The organism is Streptomyces sp. NBC_01775 (assembly GCF_035917675.1).
In the GTDB taxonomy this organism is placed as follows: domain Bacteria; phylum Actinomycetota; class Actinomycetes; order Streptomycetales; family Streptomycetaceae; genus Streptomyces.
Genome location: NZ_CP109104.1, coordinates 6,790,907 through 6,810,293, shown reverse-complemented (window position 1 = coordinate 6,810,293; position 19,387 = coordinate 6,790,907). Strand labels below are relative to the sequence as shown.

Sequence of the window (19,387 nt, the reverse complement as noted above, 5' to 3'; positions counted from 1 at the left end):
CACCGCTCTCCCCCGGGCCTGCCGGGCTTACAGCACCGGGACGCTGGGGATTTCCATGGTGACCATGGTGGGGCCGCCCGAGGGGCTGGTGACGGCGAGGATGCCGTCGAACTGGCCGAGGCGGCGTTGGACGCCCGCTATGCCGGAGCCCTTGGTGACATCGGCGCCGCCTTTGCCGTCGTCGGTGACGGCGATGCGGAGCATGCCGCCCGCGTCGTAGGTGTGGTGGACGTCGAGCCAGATCCGGCCGGCCTCCGCGTGCTTGACCGCGTTCGTGAGGACCTCGCTGATGGCGAAGTAGGCAGCCGTCTCCACGGGTTCGTCGAAGCGGCCCGGCAGGTCGATGTCCACCTCGACGGGCACCTGCATGCGCAGCGTGAGTGCCTCGGCCGCGTCGCCGAGGCCGCGCTCGGCCAGCACCGGCGGGTGGATGCCGCGCACCAGGTCGCGCAGCTCCGTCAGCGCCTCGGCCGAAGATTCTCTCGCCTGGCCGATCAGCTGCTTGGCCTTCGCCGGGTCGTGTTCGATGAGGGTTTCGATGGCGCCCAGGCTCATGCCCATGGCCACCATGCGGGCCTGCGCGCCGTCGTGGAGGTCGCGTTCGATGCGGCGCAGCTCGGCGGCCGAGGTGTCGACCGCGTCGTGCCGGGTCTCGTAGAGCCGCTCGACGCGCTGGGCGAGCAGGGCCTCCCGCGTGGGCGACAGGAAGGCGCGGGCGACCTGGAAGTGCGCCTTCACCAGGTGCTGGTTGACGCTCAGCGCGGTGAGCAGAAGGAAGGTGCCCAGCAGGGCGCACTGCACGGCGTCGCCGAAGTTCTCCACGTGGACGAAGCCGTACCAGTAGTCCCCGGCGACGGCGTGCCAGAGGCCGCAGAGCATCACCCAGCCCTCTATGCCGTAGAGGATCAGGGCGGGCGGGAGGAGTGCTATGGCGAACCCGACGGTGGCGTCGACGATCAGCCAGACCAGGTCCCGCCAGGTGGCCGGGTCCTTGAGCATGAGGACGCAGCGCTCGACGTGGCCCGTGACTCCGATGCGGCTCTGGGGCAGCAGGCGGTAGGGGGCCAGGAGCTTCACTCCCGCCCAGTCGCCCGCCAGCTGGCGCCGCCGGTTGGCGTGCATCCGCACGGCTTGCAGCACCCACGGGGTGGTGAAGAAGCCCACTCCCAGCAGGAGGAGGGCGAGGGACAGCACCGTGGTGATGAACAGCGCCAGGGAGCCGCCCAACGACAGGAACGCCAGCGCGACGCCGCGCGACGCGGCGAGCCCCGCGGACCATGGCCGCCCCCCGCGCGGGCCGGCGGTCTGCCAGGCCGAGCGCACGGCAGCCGGCACCGGGGGCGCCGCCCGCACTGTGCCTTCGCTTCTCGTCATCGTCCCGCTCATTTCATTCACCCCGGCCTGCCCCCGTACTCATGTGTCTGCTCTCCAGGCACGTTGCCAGTCTGCGGCGCCCGGCCCCGGCACCGCACTGGCCCGAGCTAGAGAACCCTGGGTGGACCTAGCACCACCCTCAGGACTCGCCCTGTCTTCCGGCGATCAGGGGGTTCAGCGGCTGGGACCGCGGCCCCCGGCTTTCTAGCGTTGTTCCCACGGCAAGAACAGCGTTTCGGTGCAAGAGGAACGTATTCGAACCAGGCGCATCGCGGGAAACGAAATAAGTCCCGGACAACGAGATATGGGGAGCGTCCATATGAGGGGCACGCGGGCAGCGCAGGACAGGCGGAGCCGGGAGGGGATGGCGGCCCGGCTGGGGGGCTGGAGCACCCGGCACCGCAAGACAGCGGTCATCGGCTGGCTGCTCTTCGTCGTGCTCACGGCGGCGCTGGGGGGCATGACGGGGCTGACCGAGCCCGCCGATTCCGAGCAGACCGTGCGGGATTCGGCGCGGGCCACCGTGATCCTGGAGGACGCCGGGATCAAAGAGCCCCCCGCCGAGTCGGTGATGGTCTCCAGCAAGGACAAGGGCGGGTGGAGAGCGGTCGCCGGGAAGGTGACCAGGGCGGTCGAGGACACCGGCCGCGTCAAGAACGTCCGCGAGCCGCTGCCATCGAAGGACGGCAGAGCAGCGCTGATCGGCTTCCAGATGCGCGGTGATCCCGAGTCGCAGGACAAGGGGCCGATCACCGAGGTGACGGAGGCGGTCGACAAGGTGCGCGACGCGCACAAGGGCGACGGCGTCCAGATACACCAGTACGGCGAAGCCAGCGCCATGAAGTGGCTGGACAAGATCCTCGGCGACGACTTCGCCAAGGCCGAGTGGACGGCCGTGCCACTGGCGCTCGGCATCCTGCTGGTCGCCTTCGGCGCGCTTGTGGCAGCGCTGCTGCCGGTGGCGCTCGCAGTCACCGCCTTCCTCGCGGCCAACGGCATCCTGGCGCTCATCAGCAGCCAACTCCATATCGACCCGACGACCAACTCCGTGATGCTGCTGATGGGCCTGGCCGTCGGCGTCGACTACTGCCTCTTCTACCTGCGCCGCGAGCGGGACGAACGCGCCGCGGGACGTGATCCGGAGACGGCGCTGCGGATAGCCGCCGCCACCAGCGGGCGTGCCGTGCTGGTGTCCGGGGTGACGGTGATGGTGGCGATGGCCGGGATGTTCCTGTCCGGGCTGCTGCTGTTCGAGGGCTTCGCCGTGGCCACCATTCTGGTGGTCTTCATCGCGATGCTCGGCTCGGTGACGATCCTGCCCGCGATGCTGTCGTGGCTCGGGGACCGGATCGACAAGGGCAAGATGCCCTTCCTCGGTGGCCGCAAGCGGGACCGTGAGCAGGGGCGGCGCAAGCCCTCCGGCCGGATCTCGGGCACGCTGCTGCGGCCGGTTCTGGCCGCGCCCGGCCTGTTCGCCGTCGCCGCCGCCGTAGCGATGCTGGTACTGGCCGCGCCCGCGCTCGGGATGAAGACGGAGCAACTGTCGCTGGACAAGCAGATGCCGAAGGAAGCCCCGCTGCGGGTCAGCGCCGAGAAGATCAACAAGAGCTTCCCCGGCGGCCCCGACCCGGCACGGGTCGTGCTCAAGTCGGACGACATCCGCTCCGCGAAGACCCGCCAGGCCCTCGCCGGCTTCCGCGAGAAGGTCACGCACGACAGCCACTTCGGCAAGGGCGTCGAGACGGCTGTGTACGCCAAGGACGACGTCGCGGTGATCGACGTACCGCTCGCGGGCAACGGCACCGACGCCACCTCGCTCGCCGCGCTCGACCGGCTGCGCGGCACGGTCGTGCCGGACACGCTGGGCCCGGTCGCGGCGTCGGGGCAGGTGTATGTGGCGGGCGAGCTGGCCAATTCGAAAGACTTCAACGACCAGCTCAGGGACGGCATCCTGCCGGTCTTCGTCTTCATCACCGTCGTCACCTTCATGCTGATGCTGATCTGCTTCCGCTCGGTGCCGATCGCGCTGGCCTCGATCGTGCTCAACCTGCTGTCGGTGGGCGCCGCGTACGGAGTGATGACGGCGGTCTTCCAGCACGGCTGGGGTGCCTCGCTGGTGGGGACGGACGCGGTCGGCGCGATCGAGTCGTGGATGCCGCTGTTCGTCCTGGTCGTCCTGTTCGGGCTGTCGATGGATTACCACGTCTTCGTCGTCTCCCGGATCCGCGAGGCACACGACCGGGGTGCCGGCACCCGCGAGGCCATACGCGAGGGCATCCAGGCGACAGCACCCGCTGTGACGGGCGCGGCCCTGATCATGGTCGCCGTCTTCTCGGTGTTCGCGACCCTGTCGATGCAGGACATGAAGCAGCTCGGGGTCGGCCTCGCGGTCGCCGTCCTGCTGGATGCCACCGTGGTGCGGATGGTGCTGCTGCCCGCCGTGATGATGCTGCTGGGCGAACAGAACTGGTACCTGCCCAAGTGGCTGGGGTGGCTGCCCCGTCTGGAGCACGGCGGAGCGCACGACGAGGCGGACGCGGGGGCCGGCATATCCGGTCCGGTGGGCCCCGGGGCCGATGTCCCGTCGCCGTCCCAGGGGTACGAGGCGGAGCCGATACAGGTGCGCTGAGAGGGGGCGCGTCCCGAGGAGGGCCGGGCTGGACTTCCGCCTGCGGGGCGGGGGTTCGGCCCGCTCGGCCACTCGCGGCGTGTGCGCCCACGCGCGCTGGCCGTGTTGTTCACCACCCCCGTCGAGCCGGTGGCCGTGGCCCTGCCCCTACCCCCGCCCGGGCCCGGCCGCCTCGTCCAGCGGTGAGCGCCAGCGGCCCAGGGCCCTGTCGTAGTGCAGGGGGCCGATCCGGAAGGCGGTGAGGTCCAGGCGCGTGAGCTGCGCGTATGCCTCCTCGGGGAGGTCCGCCTCCAGGACGATCCGCAGGCGGGTGCCGGGGTCCTGGAGCACGAGGGGGACGGCCTCACCGGCGTCGGTGCCGACGCCGACACCGACACCGTCCCGCGCGCTCGGGACCGCGCCCGAGCCCGCGTCCGCGTCCGCGCTCGCGCCGGGCCGGATGCGGGTGACCAGGGCCTTCAGCCCTCGGTAGGCGTCCGTGACGGCCTCGTTGCCCAGTCCGCTCAAGAACGCCTGGAGGGGGAGCGCCGCCAGCACGATCCACGTCAGCTCTTCGAGCCCTCGGTCTTCGAGGACCCGGCGGGTGGTCACGGCGTAGCCCGCGTCGCTGAAGTGCGCGCTCAGGGCGTGTGCGGCTTCGTCCGTCACCTCGCGGTCGACGAGCAGTTCGGCGCGCGGAAGCGCCGTTCGGACCGGTGGTGGCGCGTCGGCCATGCTGTACCTCTCCCTTTTGTGCCCTGTGGGCTTCTCGTGCCCTTCGTGGTCTGTGGGGCCCCTCGTGCCCCGCGTGCTCTGTGGGCCCCTCGTGCCCCGCGTGCCCTTCGTGCCCCGCGTGGTGTGCACCCCTCGCGCACCCCTAACGCACCCCTCCGCGCCGCCCTCGCGTGGACGGGCCGGGCAGACGGATCGTGGGGCGGCTCACTCGGGCGGTCTCCTACGCTGCCGTATCTCCTACGCTGCCGTCATGAGATTCGGACTGCTGGGCACCGGCCCCTGGGCCGACCGCACGCACGGGCCCGCCCTCGCGGCGCACGAGGACGTAGAACTGGTGGGCGTGTGGGGGCGCCGTCCCGATGCCGCCGAGGCCCAGGCCGCACGCCTGGGAACCCCGCCCTATGCGGACGCGGACGCGCTCTTCGCCGCCTGCGACGCGGTCGCCGTCGCGCTGCCGCCCGATGTACAGGCGCCGCTGGCCGTACGGGCCGCGGAGGCGGGTTGTCATCTGCTGCTGGACAAGCCCGTCGCCACGACGCCCGAGGCCGCGCGGGAGGTGACCGCCGCCGTCGAGCGGGCGGGGGTGGCCTCCGTCGTCTTCTTCACTCTCCACTTCAGCGACGTCACCGCGCGGTGGCTGCGGGAGCGGGCCGGGGAGGACGGCTGGCAGGTGGGGCGCGCGGACTGGCTCTCACCGGTGTTCGGCGGCGGGGAGTCGCCGTACGCGGCGTCGCCGTGGCGGCGGGAGAAGGGAGCGCTGTGGGACGTGGGGCCGCACGCGCTGTCCGTGCTGTTGCCGCTGCTCGGCGCCGTGGCCGGAGTCACGGCGGTAAGAGGGGGTGTGGGTGACACGGTGCACCTCGTGCTGCGGCACGAGTCCGGGGCGTCCAGCACTAGCACGCTCAGCCACTCTGTGACGCCGTCCGCCGCGGGGGTCACCGCTGAGGTCCGCGGTCCGGCGGGCGTGGCCGCCCTCCCATCCCGCGAGGAGGATCCCGCCACGGCCTTCGCCCACGCGGTGGACGCCCTCCTGAGCGCGGCCCGTTCCGGGACCCCGCACCCGTACGACGTCCACTTCGCGGAGACGGTCACCACGGTCCTTCACGAGGCGGAGTCCCAACTTCCCCCCGGCTTGAGCCTTTTCCGCCCCGGCGGCGCGCCCTCGTCGGCCCCTGCACAGACCTAGCACCCACCCAGCGGCCCCAGCAGCCTCGTCAGCCCTGTCGGGCTCCCAGCACAGGCCAAGGCCTCCGGCGCCGGCGCGGGCGGGGGCGGCGGGGCGCGCCGTCCGGTCCCTTCCTGGCGCGTGTCAGCCGAGCCGGGTGGCCGTGAGCGTGGTGGCGGGGAAAGTGGAGGAATGGGATATTTCCACGGTCAAAAGCGCGGCCTCCAGGAGGCGGGCCGCCGCTTCGGACTGGTGGGCGCTCGTTTCTGTGAGGAGTGATCCGCCGGGGGCGAGCCAGGCGGAGGCCTCGGCGGCGACCCGCCGCAGGAGGGCGAGGCCGTCGGGTCCGCCGTCCAGCGCGGCGCGCGGCTCGAAATCGCGGGCCTCGGACGGCAGGAGCGCCAGCTCGTCCGTCGGGACGTAGGGCACGTTCGCCGCCAGTACGTCGACGCGCCCCCGCAGTTCGCGGGGCAGCGCCGCGAACAGGTCACCCTCGTACACGCGCCCGTCCACGCGGGCGAGGTTGCGCCGGGCGCAGCCGACGGCGGCGGGGTCCAGATCGGCGGCGTACAGCTCGCCGCGCCCCCCGAGCGCGGCGAGCACCGCGGCGCCCACGGCCCCGCTCCCGCAGCACAGGTCCACCACCACGGCCGGCCTCCCCTCGGGCGCGGCGGCAGCGGCGCGGGCCACCAGAAACTCCGTACGGCGCCGGGGTACGAACACCCCGGCGCCCACCTCGACGCGCAGGCCGGCGAACTCCGCCCAGCCCAGGACGTGTTCGAGGGGGTGTCCGGCGACGCGCCGTTCGGTCATCGCGGCCAGCTCGGCCGGGGTGCGCGCCGTCTCGAACAGGAGCCGCGCCTCGTCCTCGGCGAAGACGCAGCCGGCGGCGCGCAGTTGGGTGATCAGTTCGGTTTTCGACACTCGTGCGGGATGGAGCGACATGAAGCCTTGGAGCCTTCCGGGGTCCTGGGACACTCCCGGGCTTGCCGACGGCCCCCGCTCACACGGAGAAGGGTGACCTTCGGGCACAGGGCGAGAGCGCCCCGCCTGCTACGGCGGTAATCGGTCCCACCTCCCTCTCCTCGTTCGCGTCGTGCTGCGTATCGAACATCCGTTGCCGGACGCGAACAATACCTTCGTCCCCGCACAGCCGCACCCCGTAAAGTCACGGCGCATGAGTGCCGACCGTGATCCTGAGCTGCCGGAACGCCTGTTACTGTCCGAGCGCGACGCGCTCGTGCCCCTGCTGCGGGCCGCGCCGGAGGCGGACTTCGCCCGTCCCACGGCCTGCCCGGACTGGGACGTACGCGAGGTCCTGGCGCACTGCTCCGCCGCGCTCGTACGGATCGTCGAGGGCCGGCTGGAGCCCGGCGTGTTCTCCGACGCCTCGAACGCGGCGGACGTCGCCGAGCGCGCCGACTGGTCTCCGGCCCAGGTCGTGGACGAGCTGGAGCGCGCGATGACGGAGGCGGGCCCCGTCATCGCGGGGCTCACACACGGCCTTCTGGACACCGTGGCGCTGGGCGAGTGGGTGCACGCGGGTGACGTACGAGACGCGTGGGGCCTGCCGGGTGCGTACGCCGACGCGTCGGGCGGAGACGCGCTGGCGCTCCTCACCGTGGCCGCCCGCACCCGGCGCGACACCCCACTGGTACGGGTCACGCTGAGCGACAGCTCCGCGGAGCCCTTCCCCCTGGGGAACCCGCGCGAGGGGCGCCCGCCCGCGGCCCTGTGCACCGACACCCCCACTCTCTTCCGTCTCTACGCGGACCGGCCGCTCCCCGATCCCGCCGCCTACGCCCTCTCCGGAGCCACGAAGGAAGAGCTGCACATCTACGCGTAGCCGGACCCGAAAGGGGTGGGGCACACCGGCGGGGAGGGCGGGCCCGCGCGGGCGCTACTCCGCGCGCGCCGACCGCTCGTAGATCAGCTCGCGCCCGTCCTCCTCGTCCCACTGCTCCCCGACGTGGGTGAAGCCGAAGGGCGCGAGTGTCGCGAGGGACGCCACGTTGTCGGGGGCGACGGTCGCGCGTACGACGCTTACGGAGGGGTCGGCGGCGGCGCGGCGCAGCAGTTCGGTGAGGGCCGCGCGGGCGTAGCCGCGACGGCGGTACGCGGGGACGGTGACGTAGCCGATCTCCACCATCCCCGCCTTGTCGGGCGGCCCGTGGAACCCGGCGTGCCCGACGACCGCCTCCCGCGTGCCCTGACCGCCGCTGTCCTCCACCCCGACGTCCACCCCGGCGTCCACCCCGACGTCCACCCCGACGAGGACCTGCCGTACGCACCACGCGGCGCCCTCGGGGTCCGCGGCCATCTGCGTGAGCCGGTAGCGCCACAGCCAGCGGGCGCGTTCGCTCACGAAGAGGTCCGGCAGGTCCAGCCCCACCGCGCGGGAGCCCGCGTCCAGTTCTCCGGCCGCCAGCGCTTCCATGGCCGTTCGGCCCAGTTCTTTGAATCGGGTTTCTGTCACTTCCGCATGATCGGCGCGCCCTGGGGAAGAGGCCACTCCTTTCCCGGGCTCAGCCCCGCTTCTCCGGGCTCAGCCCCGCTTCCCCGGGCTCAGCCCCGCTTCCCCGGGCTCAGCCCCGCCCCCGGCTCCCCGCCCCCTGTTCCCTCTCCCACCCCGCGCCCTCCCCCGCAGAAGCGCCGTCACGGAATCTCATCCTCCGTGTCGCGTTCCCGTCTTCGCTCCCCAAAAAGGCTTGGACACAAGGGCGTTGAGGGGATGGGATGACCCCGCAGTTCCTGTGACCAGGGATACGCGGGTCAACGGAGGGTACGGATGAGGCGCTCTCGCATGAGCTCCACGCACCTTCCTGGCCCCAGCACCGGGCCACGTACCGGACCCGCATCGGACCCGCGTACATCCCCCCAGCGTCCCCTTCCGGTGAAGGGGACGGAAAGCGAAGGGAAGAGCTCATCAAGCACTCGCGAGAAACCCCCGGTTCGCGCCCTGCCCACGGCAAGACCCCCGAAGAGATCACCGGCAAGACCCGCAGAAGAGGCGGGGCCACGCGCGCAGCCGCCGTCACCGCTCTCTCACTGGGGCTGGCCGCGGGCGTCATAGGTGCCACGGGCGCCACGGCCGCCTACGCGGGCGAGAGCACCGGCGCCGCGAAGGGCTCCGGGGACTCCGGATACGAGACGAAGATCATCGGTGGCAAGGAGTCCACCGAGAAGTACCCGTTCGTGGTCTCCCTTCAGAAGGAGCGGGACGGCAACCCGAACTCCCACGCGTGCGGCGGCACCCTGATCGCCCCCGACTGGGTCGCGACGGCCGCGCACTGCGTCTCCGCGGAGAAGGTGTACGACCCGAAGCTCTACCACGTGCGGGTCGGCTCCCTGGACCGTACTCAGGGCGGCACCGTCGTCGGCGTCAAGCAGTTCAAGGTGAACCCGGGCTGGACGTACCACGAGGACAGGGCGAGCGGCCAGGACATCGCGCTCATCCAGCTGTCCGAGAAGGTGAAGCAGAAGCCCGCGGCGCTGGCCGCCACGACGCCCGCCGCCGGGGACACCGTCAAGGCCACCGGCTGGGGCTACACCAAGGCCACCGACAACAACCCGGCCCAACTCCCGGTGAAGCACCAGGAGATCGACCTGCCGGTCCTCGCGCCCGACACCCCCAAGTGCGTCTCCAACCCGGAGGACGGGGACGCCTGGGGCATCGCGGAGGGCGACTTCTGCACCGACAACCCGGGCGGCAACGCCGGAACGTGCGGAGGCGACTCCGGCGCCGCGGCCCTGACCAAGGCGGCCGGGCGCTGGCAGCTCGCGGGCATCACCAGCCGCTCGGTCGGCGACTGCGCGACGACGCCCGACATCTACACGAGCGCCGCCGAGCAGCGCGACTGGATCAAGAGCGTCATCGGCTGACGCGTACCGGGTGGGAGCGGGCGCACACCCGAGTGTTGAGGGGTGTGCGCCCCTTCCCCGCCCACCTCGACGGGGCTCCCGCCGCCCGCCCTTCCCTCACCCCTTCCCCTCCGGGGGGACGGGCGGGCGCGGGGGCCCTCCCCCACTCGCGAGAACCCTCCCGCCCACGCGGACCTCCCGTTCACGCGGGGCCTCCCGCCCACGCGGGTACCGTGCACGGCATGGCGGAGGACGTTGCGGATCCGGGGGTCGGCGCGGGCAGCGCGACCCACTCCGGGCTCGTCGTGGTCGGCGGCGGACCGGCGGGCGTCGCGGCGGCGCTGATGGCGGCGAGCGTGGGCACGCGGGTCACGCTCATCGAGGCGGCGGAGCGGGTGGGCGGCAAGCCCTGGCACATCGACGCGCTCGAGAACGTACCCGGCGGCTGGCGCACGGGCCCGGCGCTCGCCGGAGCGATGGCCCAGGACATCGCCCGGCTGACAGCGACGGGACGCTGCATGGCCGTACGGGGCCGTGCGGTACGGGTCACCGCGCCGCACGGCGCCGAGCGGGCCCGGGTGACGCTCGACGACGGACGCGCGTACACCGGCGACGCGGTCGTCGTCGCGACGGGCGTCGAGTCCCTGGAGGCAACCGACGTGGCGTGGGTGGACGTGCCCGACGGAATGACGGTCCCGCAGCTGTGGCGCACGGGTCCCCGGCTCACCCACGCGCTGGTCCTGGGCGCGGACCGTCCCCTCGGCACCTGGCTGCGTGCCCACCCGGAGGCGGACGCGCGGCTGGAGGTGCTGTATCCCCCGGCGGACGCGTACAAGACCGCCGAACTGGCCGGCGATCCCCGCGTCCAGCTGCACGAAGTGCGTGAAGTGCGCGTGGTCCCGGTCAGCGGCGGGGGCGGGGCGCCGGGACATGAGGTGCGGGCGCACCTCGCGGACGGCACCACGGGGACGTTCGCGCCGCACCAGCTCCTCGTGAACGCCGGTTCACGCCCGGCAGCCCCCGAAGGTTCCCTGCACCGGGACGCGCACGGGTACTGTCCCCCGGACGCCCAGCCGCCCGGCCTCCACACCGCCGGCGATCTGCGCTCCCCCCGCCACCAGCGGATCACCACGGCCCACGGCTCCGGCGCCGCCGCCGCGCTGACCGCCCACTATCCGCCGCCCTCCGGGCCGTGACGCGTCAGCGCTCACCCGGTGGCCGTCAGCCCCGGTGGCCGTCAGCCCCCGTGGTCGTCAGCCCCCGGTGGTCGTCAGCCTTCCCCCAGCGGTCGGCCGTGGAAGTCGGCGAGGGCGGTGAACGCGGCCTTGGGCTCCCATGGCATGTCGGGGTAGGTGGTGCCGAGGCGGTCCTCGAAGACTTTGACGATGCCATAGCTGGCCAGGTCCAAGTCGTCACGGGGGTCGCCGTCGGGGCGGTGCACGTGGTCGTACAGCGCGAAGGTGAACACAAAGGTGCTGTCGATGCCGCCCGCGTCGAAGGCTTCCAGCAGCTCGCGCAGATAGGCGGCCTGACCGGCCTCGTCGCGGGCGTACTCACCCTTCAGCCGCAGAGGACCGGCGTCCTCGTCGTACTCGACGATCTCCAGACCGTGCGCGCCCCGCTCGCCCGCGCCGTGGTATCCGGCAGAGCCGAACTCCGTGATCGCGACCGGTTTTCCCCGCGCGGTGAGGTCATGGACGCCTTCGGCGAACCGGTCGGCGGTCTCGGCCGAGCGGTAGAGATCCAGGGAGACGATGTCGAAGGGTGCCCAGTCGACGCGCTCAAATGGCACGGCGGCGTAGGTCACCTTGCCGCCGAAGCGCTCGCGGACGAGTGCCACGGCCTTGCCGAGGAACTCGTTGACCCGTACGCCTACCTCGCCGATGTGCTCGCGCACGCTGTCCGTCCGGCTCAGCAGCGCCACCCGTTCCTCGGTGCTCTCGCCGGGCAGGAACCCCTTGTCCATCAAGCTCAGCTCGGCGCCGGCGACGAACACGACCTCGGCTCCCCGCTGCCTGAGCCGCTCCGCGCGCTCGGCGCAGTCGGCGAAAAGCTCCAGCATCTCCTCGGCGGTCAGCTCCAGGGGGTAGGGGGAGAACCAGACCTCCAGGCCCAGGTCGGCGGCGTACCCCGCCGCCAGCTCCACCCGTTCCGGGTCGCCGCCCATGACGCGGACGGCGTCGCAGCGCAGGTCGTCACGGATGATGCGCAGCTCGCGCCGGACCGTCTCCGGGTCGAAGAGCTTGCGGGAGCTCGCTCCGTTGCGGACGAAGCCGGTGTCGTAGCTGATGCCTCTGGCACGCATGCGTCATGTCCTCTGCTGACGACGGAATATTTAAGGTACGCACCGTACCGTAGTTGCCGCACTTCAGGCGTGGCAACCAAAATGGGAAGGTACTTTCAGTACCGCTTGCAGGAAGAGGCCATGACAGAGGATCCGAAGACGTCGTCAGGCGCCGGGCGGACGCGGCGACGCGGGGCCGCCCTGGAGGAGGCGATCTTGGGCGCGGCGGTGGACGAACTCACCGAGTCGGGATACGCCGGGCTGACGATGGACAAGGTCGCCACCCGTGCGGGCACCAACAAGAACGCGCTCTACCGCCGCTGGCCGAATCGCCTCGCGCTCGGCATCGCGGCCTATCGGCAGCTGACCACGACGGTCCAGCCCCCCGACACCGGCGAGCTGCGCGGCGACGTACTCGAACTGCTGCGCATGGCGAACCGCAACTGGAGCTCTCCCTACGGCGCCGTCCTGCGCGAGCTGCTCGCCGCCGCCGGCGGCACGCCGGAACTCCTGGCGCAGCTGCGGGAACAGCCCGGCGACACCGCGGCTGCCCCCTGGCTGACCGTCCTGGGGCGCGCGGTCGCCCGCGGTGAAGCAGCCCCCGAAGCGCTTCACCCGCGGGTCGCGACCGTGGCCATGGTCCTGCTGCGCAACGAATTCGTGGTGCGCGGGTACCCATCGGCGCCCGACGAGGTGCTCGTCGAGATCGTGGACGAGGTGTACCTGCCTCTGGTGCGGCACCGGGGGCCGGCCGCGGCGGGCTGAGGCATCCGCCCTACTCGCGGGGCTCGCCCTGCTCGCGGGGATCGGGGTCGGCGCGGGGCTCTGGGCGGGCGCGGAGGTGGGCGCGTTCGCCCTGGCTGCCGAACAGGCAGAGGAACTCGACCGGTTGGCCCTCGGCGGGTCCGAACCAGTGCGGTACGCGGGTGTCGAACTCGGCCGCTTCACCGGGTGGGAGCACCAGGTCGTGCTCGCCCAGGACGAGGCGCAGGCGCCCGTTGAGGACGTAGAGCCATTCGTAGCCCTCGTGGCTTCGGGGGTCGGGGTCGTTGGGGCGGTCGCCGGGCTGGATCACGAGCTTGTACGCCTGGATGCCGCCGGGGCGACGGGTCAGGGGCAGCATCGTCATGCCGTGGGAGGTGACCGGGCGCAGGTGGATGCGCGGGTCTCCGGTCGGCGGGGCGTCGACGAGTTCGTCGAGCGTGACGCCGTGGGCCTTGGCCAGGGGGAGCAGAAGTTCGAGATTCGGCCGGCGGGTGCCGGACTCCAGCCGGGACAGGGTGCTCACCGAGATATCGGTCGCCGCCGACAGCTCGGCCAGCGTGGTCTCGCGCCGCTGGCGCAGCGCGCGCAGCCGGGGGCCGACCGCGTCGAGCGCTTGTCCGAGGTCGTGGTCGTTGTCCATGCGACCCAGTTTGCCAGTCCGGCAAGTAAGTTTGCCGTTCGCGGCGGGGGCGCGCATGGTCGGTGTCCACACCGCGCCGCCGCCGGCGGGCGAGGAGGCGGAGCGGCTGGCCGCCCGTGGCATCCGTGTGGTGCGCGGCGAGGTGGCGTCCCTGGAGGTCGCGGAGGACCGCCTCGCGGGGGTGCGGCTGACCGACGGCACGGTCGTGCCGCGGGACGCGCTGGCGGTCGCGACGCGGATGGTGGCCCGCGGCGGCTTTCTGGCCGCGCTCGGGCTGCGCGCGGTGGAGCACCCCACCGGGGCCGGCGAGTACATCCCCTCCGACGCGGGGGGCCGCACCGATGTACCCGGGGTGTGGGTCGCCGGCAACGCCACCGACCTGATGGCGCAGGTCGGCGCGGCGGCGTCGGGCGGCGCCACGGCGGCGGGGCAGATCAACGCCGACCTGATCGAGGAGGAGACCCGCCAGGCAGTCGCCGCCCGCCGGCTGTGAGCCGGGGGCTGTGGGCCTGGGCCCACGGATGCGACGGAGCTTGCTCGGCACCACCGGGCCGATGCGGCGGGCTTGCGCCGTCGCGCCCGGGGAAATGGGGCCCCACCCCCGAAGCCTGGCACCGCCGGACCGGTGGCGTCGTGGCTCAGCGCCGCTGCGGCGGGAAGAGAGGGCCGCCGCCCCGAGGTGCGGCGCCGCTGCGGCGGGAAGAGAGGGGCCGCCGTCGGCAGGGTCTCGTTCTCGTTCGGGGGATGGGGCGGGGGCGGTAGATTCTTAGCGACCTGCCGCCATACGGCCCAGCCCGCTGCGAATTTGGAGTTTCCGTGCGTGTCGTGATCGCCGAGGACCTTTTCCTGCTTCGGGACGGGCTGGTGCGGATGCTGGAGGCGTTCGACTTCGAGATCGCCGCCGCGGTCGACAACGGGCCCGAGCTGAGCCGGGCCCTGGCCGAACTACAGCCCGACGTCGCCGTGGTGGACGTCAGGCTGCCGCCGTCGTTCAGCGACGAGGGGCTCCAGTGCGCGCTGGAGGCGCGCCGCAAGCGGCCGGGGCTGCCGGTGCTGGTGCTCTCCCAGCACGTCGAGCAGCTGTACGCGCGTGAGCTGCTCGCGGACGGCACGGGCGGCGTGGGCTATCTCCTCAAGGACCGGGTCTTCGACGCCGACCAGTTCATCGACGCGGTGCGCCGCGTGTCCGACGGCGGTACGGCCATGGATCCGCAGGTCATCCAGCAGTTGCTGACGCGCCGCTCGCAGGACAAGCCGCTGGGGAATCTGACCTCCAGGGAGAAGGAGGTCATGGAGCTGATGGCGCAGGGGCGGTCGAACGCGGCGATCGCGGCGCAGCTGTTCGTGACCGAGCGGGCCGTCGCCAAGCACACCTCCAACATCTTCGGAAAGCTCGACCTGCCGCCCTCGGACGACGACAACCGACGCGTACTCGCCGTACTCGCGTACCTCGACCGAGGCTGACCGAGTCGTTAGCGTGCCTCCCCGTACGTGTCTTTGGTCACTTACGGCAGTGGAGGCACCCTATGCACGAGCCGCACAAGAAGCACGAGCCGCACGGAAAACACACGACCCACCCCTTCAACAGGCGCGCCGTACTGGGCACAACGGGGGCGCTCGGCGCGGGTCTCGCGCTGGGGACGGGGTACATCCCAGCCATGGCAGCGGATGAAGCGCGCGCGGAGGGCACCGGCAGAGCGGGGGCCGACGCCACCAGACCGGCGGCCGAGGCGGTGCGGCGGCTGCTGCCCCGGCACAGCAGCCAGATCACGCTCCAGCTCATCGGCGGCCCCGAGCGGTTCAAGGTCACCGGGGGCGCGGGCCAGGTCCATGTGGCCGGTACGGGTCCGGTGGCGCTGCTGACGGGCGTGCACTGGTACCTGAAGTACAGCTGTGACGCGCATATCTCCTGGTCGGGCACCCAGCTGGAGCTGCCCGAGACCCTCCCGGCGCCGAGGTCACCGCACGCGCAGCGCGCCACCGTGGCGCACCGCTTCGCGCTCAACGACACCCACGACGGCTACACGGCGCCCTACGCCGACTGGGCCCACTGGGAGCGCTTCCTCGACGTCCTCGCACTGCACGGCTGCAACGAGGTGCTGGTCACCGCGGGCCAGGAGGCCGTCTACCACCGGCTGCTCCAGGGCTTCGGGTACAGCGAGGCCGAGGCCCGCGCCTGGATCCCGGCGCCGACCCATCAGCCCTGGTGGCTGTTGCAGAACATGGACCGCTACGGCGGGCCCGTCAGCGCGGCGCTGCTGAAGAAGCGCACCGAGCTGGGGCAGCGGATCGTGGCGCGGATGCGGGAGCTGGGAATGCGCCCGGTGCTGCCGGGCTACTTCGGCACCGTCCCCGCCGACTTCACCGAGCGCAACCCGGGCGGGCGCACCATCCCCCAGGGCACCTGGAACGGGCTGGCGCGTCCGCCGTGGCTGGATCCGCGTACGGCGGTCTTCCGTAAGGTGGCCGCCGCGTTCTACACGCACCAGCGGAAACTGTTCGGCGAGGCCGCCCACTTCAAGATGGACCTGCTCCACGAGGGCGGCGACCCGGGCGACGTGCCGGTGCCGGACGCGGCGCGCGCGGTGGAGAAGGCGCTTCAGACGGCGCGGCCGGGCGCCACCTGGGTGATTCTCGGCTGGCAGGAGAACCCGCGCAAAGAGCTGCTGGACGCGCTCGCGGACAAGCAGCGCATGCTCATCGTCGACGGCCTCTCGGACCTGGAGCGGGTCACCGACCGGGAGCAGGACTGGGGCGGGGTGCCGTACGCGTTCGGCACGATCCCCAACTTCGGCGGGCGCACCACGATCGGCGCCAAGACCCATATGTGGGCGGACCGCTTCACCACCTGGCGGGACAAGCCGGGGAGCAAGCTGGCCGGCACCTGCTACATGCCGGAGGCCACCCACCGCGACCCGGCGGCGGCCGAGCTGTTCAGCGAGCTGGCCTGGTGCGAGGAGGCCGTGGACCGCGAGAAGTGGTTCGCCGGGTACGCGCGGGCACGCTACGGCGGCGAGGACGCCAGGGCCCGCGAGGCGATGGCGGCACTGCGCGATACGGCGTACCGCATCAGCAGCACGGACGGGCGCCCGCACGACAGCGTCTTCGTCTCCCGTCCCGCGCTGACCGCCCGCTCGGGCACCTACTACGCCACCCACACCCCGGCCTTCGACATGCCGGGCTTCGACGCCGCCTTCGCCGGGCTGCTGGGCGTCGCCGAGAAGCTGCGCGGCAACGACGCGTACCGCTACGACCTCACCGACACCGGGCGGCAGGTTCTGGCCAATCGCTCCTGGATGCTCATCCCGCAGCTCCAGTCGGCCTATCAGCAGGGCGAGACGGCGACCTTCAAGCGGCTGGCCGCGCTGTGGCTGAAGCTGATGGAGCTGAGCGAGCAGATGTCCGGCGGGCACCGGGCGTTCCTGCTGGGGCCCTGGCTGGACGCGGCCAGGCGCTCGGCCTCCTCCGCCGACGAGCGCGCGAAGCTGGAGCGCACGGCGCGGGTACTGGTCACCACCTGGGCCGACCGGCCGACGGCCGACGGGGGCCATCTGGCCAACTACGCCAACCGCGACTGGCAGGGCCTGCTCGGCGACTTCCACCTGCCGCAGTGGAAGGCGTTCCTCGACGACGCGCAGGACGCGCTGGAACAAGGCCGCGACCTGAAGAAGTTCGACTGGTACGCGGTCGAGGATCCCTGGACGCGGGAGGCCAAGGACTATCCGATGCGGCCCGTCGGCGACGCGTACGGCATCGCCTCGCGGGTGCACGAGGTGCTCGCGAAGGCGCCGTACCAGGGCTCGCTGACCGTCACCGCCGAACCGCAGGCCGTCGAGCCGGGCGGCGACAGCACGCTGACCGCCACCTTCCGCAACGAGAACGGGCTGCGCGCGACCGGCGCCGTCGACCTCTCGCTGAGCGGCCTGGACGGCGCCCAGCCGCAGGACCCGACCTCGCTGCCGGGCGTCGGCCCTGGTGGCGAGGCGCGGGTGCGCTGGCGGGTGACCACGCCCGACCGGCCGCTGACCGACCCCTTGCAGCCGCTGTCGTACGACGTGAAGGTGCAGTACGGGCCCGAGGGGCAGGAGCGGGTGACCACCGGGCGCGGCGGCCGGCTCTTCCTGGCCGGGCCACTGCCCCCGGGGGTGCGTACGGTGACCACCAACGCGGCCGTGTTCGGGCAGGTGGACGGGCGGTACGCGATCAACGGGGCGGGGGCCGACCTGTGGAAGGCGACAGCGGAGTTCGGTGCCGTCTGGCGGCCCGGTGTGCTGGGTGAGGGCGCCTCGGTGACGGTGAAGGTCGTCTCGCAGGAGGACTCGGGTCCCTGGGCCCGCGCGGGCATCATCGCCCGCGACGACCTGGCGGACGCCAAGTCCGGCGGCTTCCTCAACCTGGCCGTGACCCCGGGCAACGGGGTGGTGCTGTCCTACGACACGGACAGCAACGGCACCCTGGACACCTACCGGCGCGTGACCGGCGTCAAGGCACCCGTCCTGCTGCGGCTCTCCCGCTCGGGCGGCTCTTTCAAAGGCGAACTGTCGACCGACAACGGCAAGACCTGGCGTACTGTCGCAACCGTCGCCGTCCCGGGCGCGTCAGCCAAGCTGGACGCCGGGTTGTTCATGACGGCGACAAACGGGGGCAGCGGCGCACGTGCGACGGTGGAGTTCGACGGCTGGGTGACGCACTAGGCGGCCCTGGCTCCCGGCGAGAAGTTCAGGGCAGAAGGCAGAGGATCGTGGCAGAGGACAGACCGCGTGCGGCGGTGCAGACACACGAGCTGATGCTCGCCCTCGTGCGGGGCCCGGCGCTCGCGCTGGTCTCCCTCCCCCTGTCGATCATGCTGTTCGTGCTGTCGGTCGTCTCGATCGTGCTGATCCCCGTGGGGGTCGGCGTGGTCACCACCCCGCTCGCCCAGGGCGGGGTGCGCGCCTACGCGAACCGCAGGCGGAAGCTGGTCGACAGGTGGGGCGGGCTGGGGGTGCCCGAGCCGTACCGACCCTTCCCGCTCGACCTGCGCAAGGGCATCGTCGGCCAGGTCGAGCGGTGCACGCTGCTGCTGAAGGACCCGGCGACCTGGCGGGACATGGCGTGGCTGCCCGCCGATATGACGGCCGGTTTCACCACCGCGCTGCTGCCGCCCATGCTCCCGCTCAACCACCGGCTCACCAAGGCGATGCTGGAGCCCACCCGCGAGATGCTGCTGGCCCGGCGGGTCGAGCAGCTGTATGAGACACGGCACGACGCGGTGGACTCCTCGGCCGCCGAACTGCGCCGTATCGAGCGGGATCTGCACGACGGCGCCCAGGCGCGGCTGGTCGCGATGGGCATGAGCCTGGGCACCATCGAGGCGCTGGTGGAGCGGGATCCGGTCCGCGCGAAGCAGATGATCGCGCAGGCCAGGGAGAACTCGGCGGAGGCACTGACCGAGCTGCGCGACCTGGTGCGCGGTATCCATCCGCCGGTGCTGGCCGAGCGGGGCCTGCCCGACGCGCTGCGGGCGCTGGCGCTGCGGATGCAGATGCCGGTGGCGGAGGACATCGAGCTGGCGGGGCGCTTCGAGGAACCGGTGGAATCCGCCGTCTACTTCGCCGTCAGCGAGATCCTCACCAACGCCGCCAAGCACGCGGCGGCCTCCCGGGTGTGGCTCGACGTGCTGTACGCGGAGACCTCGTCCGGCCCGATGATCCGGGTGACGGTCACCGACGACGGCAAGGGCGGGGCCTCCCTGGAGAAGGGCACCGGCATGCAGGGGGTGCAGCGGCGGCTCGCGCAGTTCGACGGCGTCCTCGCGCTCAACAGCCCGGAGGGCGGCCCCACCATGGTCACTCTGGAGGTCCCGGCTGTCCCGTTGGGTCCCTCCGAGGTGGTCCCCTCCGACCGCTCGGGCTGAGGCCGGCGGGCGCTCGGGCTGAGGCCCACGGGCGCTCGGGCTGAGGCCGGCGGGCGGGG

At 72.3% G+C, this 19,387-nt stretch carries 15 protein-coding genes and 1 pseudogene; 10 read left to right on the top strand and 6 right to left on the bottom strand.

The features are described 5' to 3' along the window. Positions 1 to 27: 27 nt before the first annotated feature. Positions 28 to 1,374, bottom strand: coding sequence for a sensor histidine kinase (locus tag OHB04_RS30315; protein WP_326808706.1), 1,347 nt, complete (start codon positions 1,372 to 1,374; stop codon positions 28 to 30). Positions 1,375 to 1,693: 319 nt separating this feature from the next. Here OHB04_RS30315 and OHB04_RS30310 point away from each other — a divergent pair, with 319 nt between their 5' ends. Continuing rightward, on the top strand, positions 1,694 to 4,003 hold the full coding sequence (locus OHB04_RS30310; protein ID WP_326690812.1) for an MMPL family transporter: 2,310 nt from the start codon (positions 1,694 to 1,696) through the stop codon (positions 4,001 to 4,003). 147 nt (positions 4,004 to 4,150) lie between these two features. Here OHB04_RS30310 and OHB04_RS30305 read toward each other — a convergent pair whose 3' ends face one another. Next, positions 4,151 to 4,717: a hypothetical protein gene (locus tag OHB04_RS30305; RefSeq protein ID WP_326690811.1), complete on the bottom strand. Its 567-nt coding sequence runs from the start codon at positions 4,715 to 4,717 to the stop codon at positions 4,151 to 4,153. 250 nt (positions 4,718 to 4,967) lie between these two features. On the opposite strand from OHB04_RS30305, the gene OHB04_RS30300 reads away from it, so the two are divergent. Further along, complete coding sequence (locus OHB04_RS30300) at positions 4,968 to 5,903, top strand: Gfo/Idh/MocA family protein (protein WP_326690810.1); 936 nt, start codon at positions 4,968 to 4,970, stop codon at positions 5,901 to 5,903. Between the two features lie 123 nt (positions 5,904 to 6,026). Here OHB04_RS30300 and OHB04_RS30295 read toward each other — a convergent pair whose 3' ends face one another. Beyond that, positions 6,027 to 6,827 carry a putative protein N(5)-glutamine methyltransferase gene (locus OHB04_RS30295; RefSeq protein WP_326690809.1) on the bottom strand — a complete coding sequence of 267 codons (801 nt, stop codon included), beginning with the start codon at positions 6,825 to 6,827 and terminating at the stop codon, positions 6,027 to 6,029. Positions 6,828 to 7,059: 232 nt separating this feature from the next. Between OHB04_RS30295 and OHB04_RS30290 the strand changes: the two genes are divergently transcribed. Further along, positions 7,060 to 7,728: a maleylpyruvate isomerase family mycothiol-dependent enzyme gene (locus OHB04_RS30290; protein WP_326808705.1), complete on the top strand. Its 669-nt coding sequence runs from the start codon at positions 7,060 to 7,062 to the stop codon at positions 7,726 to 7,728. A 54-nt stretch (positions 7,729 to 7,782) separates the two neighbouring features. Here the strand turns inward: OHB04_RS30290 and OHB04_RS30285 are convergent, their stop codons facing one another. After that, positions 7,783 to 8,358 (bottom strand): GNAT family N-acetyltransferase, encoded by a 576-nt coding sequence (locus tag OHB04_RS30285; protein ID WP_326808704.1) that lies wholly within the window; start codon positions 8,356 to 8,358, stop codon positions 7,783 to 7,785. Between the two features lie 572 nt (positions 8,359 to 8,930). Between OHB04_RS30285 and OHB04_RS30280 the strand changes: the two genes are divergently transcribed. Continuing rightward, positions 8,931 to 9,764, top strand: coding sequence for a S1 family peptidase (locus OHB04_RS30280; protein ID WP_326809557.1), 834 nt, complete (start codon positions 8,931 to 8,933; stop codon positions 9,762 to 9,764). 221 nt (positions 9,765 to 9,985) lie between these two features. After that, on the top strand, positions 9,986 to 10,939 hold the full coding sequence (locus OHB04_RS30275) for an FAD-dependent oxidoreductase (protein ID WP_326808703.1): 954 nt from the start codon (positions 9,986 to 9,988) through the stop codon (positions 10,937 to 10,939). A 74-nt stretch (positions 10,940 to 11,013) separates the two neighbouring features. Here the strand turns inward: OHB04_RS30275 and OHB04_RS30270 are convergent, their stop codons facing one another. Beyond that, the gene (locus OHB04_RS30270; RefSeq protein ID WP_326808702.1) at positions 11,014 to 12,048 is read right to left on the bottom strand and encodes a hypothetical protein; all 1,035 of its coding nucleotides are present in this window, start codon (positions 12,046 to 12,048) and stop codon (positions 11,014 to 11,016) included. A 120-nt stretch (positions 12,049 to 12,168) separates the two neighbouring features. Between OHB04_RS30270 and OHB04_RS30265 the strand changes: the two genes are divergently transcribed. Continuing rightward, positions 12,169 to 12,792, top strand: a complete 624-nt coding sequence (locus tag OHB04_RS30265) for a TetR/AcrR family transcriptional regulator (protein WP_326808701.1) — start codon at positions 12,169 to 12,171, stop codon at positions 12,790 to 12,792. Between the two features lie 10 nt (positions 12,793 to 12,802). On the opposite strand, the gene OHB04_RS30260 is transcribed toward OHB04_RS30265, so the two are convergent. After that, positions 12,803 to 13,432: a helix-turn-helix domain-containing protein gene (locus OHB04_RS30260; RefSeq protein WP_326808700.1), complete on the bottom strand. Its 630-nt coding sequence runs from the start codon at positions 13,430 to 13,432 to the stop codon at positions 12,803 to 12,805. Positions 13,433 to 13,499: 67 nt separating this feature from the next. Between OHB04_RS30260 and OHB04_RS30255 the strand changes: the two are divergent. From OHB04_RS30255 to OHB04_RS30240, 4 genes and pseudogenes are all read left to right on the top strand, one after another. After that, positions 13,500 to 13,925 (top strand): annotated as a pseudogene (locus OHB04_RS30255) (FAD-dependent oxidoreductase); the annotation flags it as partial. Positions 13,926 to 14,248: 323 nt separating this feature from the next. Next, positions 14,249 to 14,896 (top strand): response regulator transcription factor, encoded by a 648-nt coding sequence (locus OHB04_RS30250; RefSeq protein ID WP_326690800.1) that lies wholly within the window; start codon positions 14,249 to 14,251, stop codon positions 14,894 to 14,896. A 62-nt stretch (positions 14,897 to 14,958) separates the two neighbouring features. Then, positions 14,959 to 18,126: an alpha-N-acetylglucosaminidase gene (locus OHB04_RS30245; RefSeq protein WP_326808699.1), complete on the top strand. Its 3,168-nt coding sequence runs from the start codon at positions 14,959 to 14,961 to the stop codon at positions 18,124 to 18,126. Between the two features lie 47 nt (positions 18,127 to 18,173). Continuing rightward, entirely contained in the window at positions 18,174 to 19,328 is a 1,155-nt protein-coding gene (locus OHB04_RS30240; protein ID WP_442814988.1) for a histidine kinase, read from the top strand. The last annotated feature ends 59 nt before the right edge of the window (positions 19,329 to 19,387 follow it).

Coding starts and splice junctions, on each gene's coding strand:
- OHB04_RS30315 (WP_326808706.1), bottom strand. CDS start 1,374: ATGACGAGAAGCGAAGGCACAGTGCGGGCGGCGCCCCCGGTGCCGGCT.
- OHB04_RS30310 (WP_326690812.1), top strand. CDS start 1,694: ATGAGGGGCACGCGGGCAGCGCAGGACAGGCGGAGCCGGGAGGGGATG.
- OHB04_RS30305 (WP_326690811.1), bottom strand. CDS start 4,717: ATGGCCGACGCGCCACCACCGGTCCGAACGGCGCTTCCGCGCGCCGAA.
- OHB04_RS30300 (WP_326690810.1), top strand. CDS start 4,968: ATGAGATTCGGACTGCTGGGCACCGGCCCCTGGGCCGACCGCACGCAC.
- OHB04_RS30295 (WP_326690809.1), bottom strand. CDS start 6,827: ATGTCGCTCCATCCCGCACGAGTGTCGAAAACCGAACTGATCACCCAA.
- OHB04_RS30290 (WP_326808705.1), top strand. CDS start 7,060: ATGAGTGCCGACCGTGATCCTGAGCTGCCGGAACGCCTGTTACTGTCC.
- OHB04_RS30275 (WP_326808703.1), top strand. CDS start 9,986: ATGGCGGAGGACGTTGCGGATCCGGGGGTCGGCGCGGGCAGCGCGACC.
- OHB04_RS30270 (WP_326808702.1), bottom strand. CDS start 12,048: ATGCGTGCCAGAGGCATCAGCTACGACACCGGCTTCGTCCGCAACGGA.
- OHB04_RS30265 (WP_326808701.1), top strand. CDS start 12,169: ATGACAGAGGATCCGAAGACGTCGTCAGGCGCCGGGCGGACGCGGCGA.
- OHB04_RS30260 (WP_326808700.1), bottom strand. CDS start 13,432: ATGGACAACGACCACGACCTCGGACAAGCGCTCGACGCGGTCGGCCCC.
- OHB04_RS30245 (WP_326808699.1), top strand. CDS start 14,959: ATGCACGAGCCGCACAAGAAGCACGAGCCGCACGGAAAACACACGACC.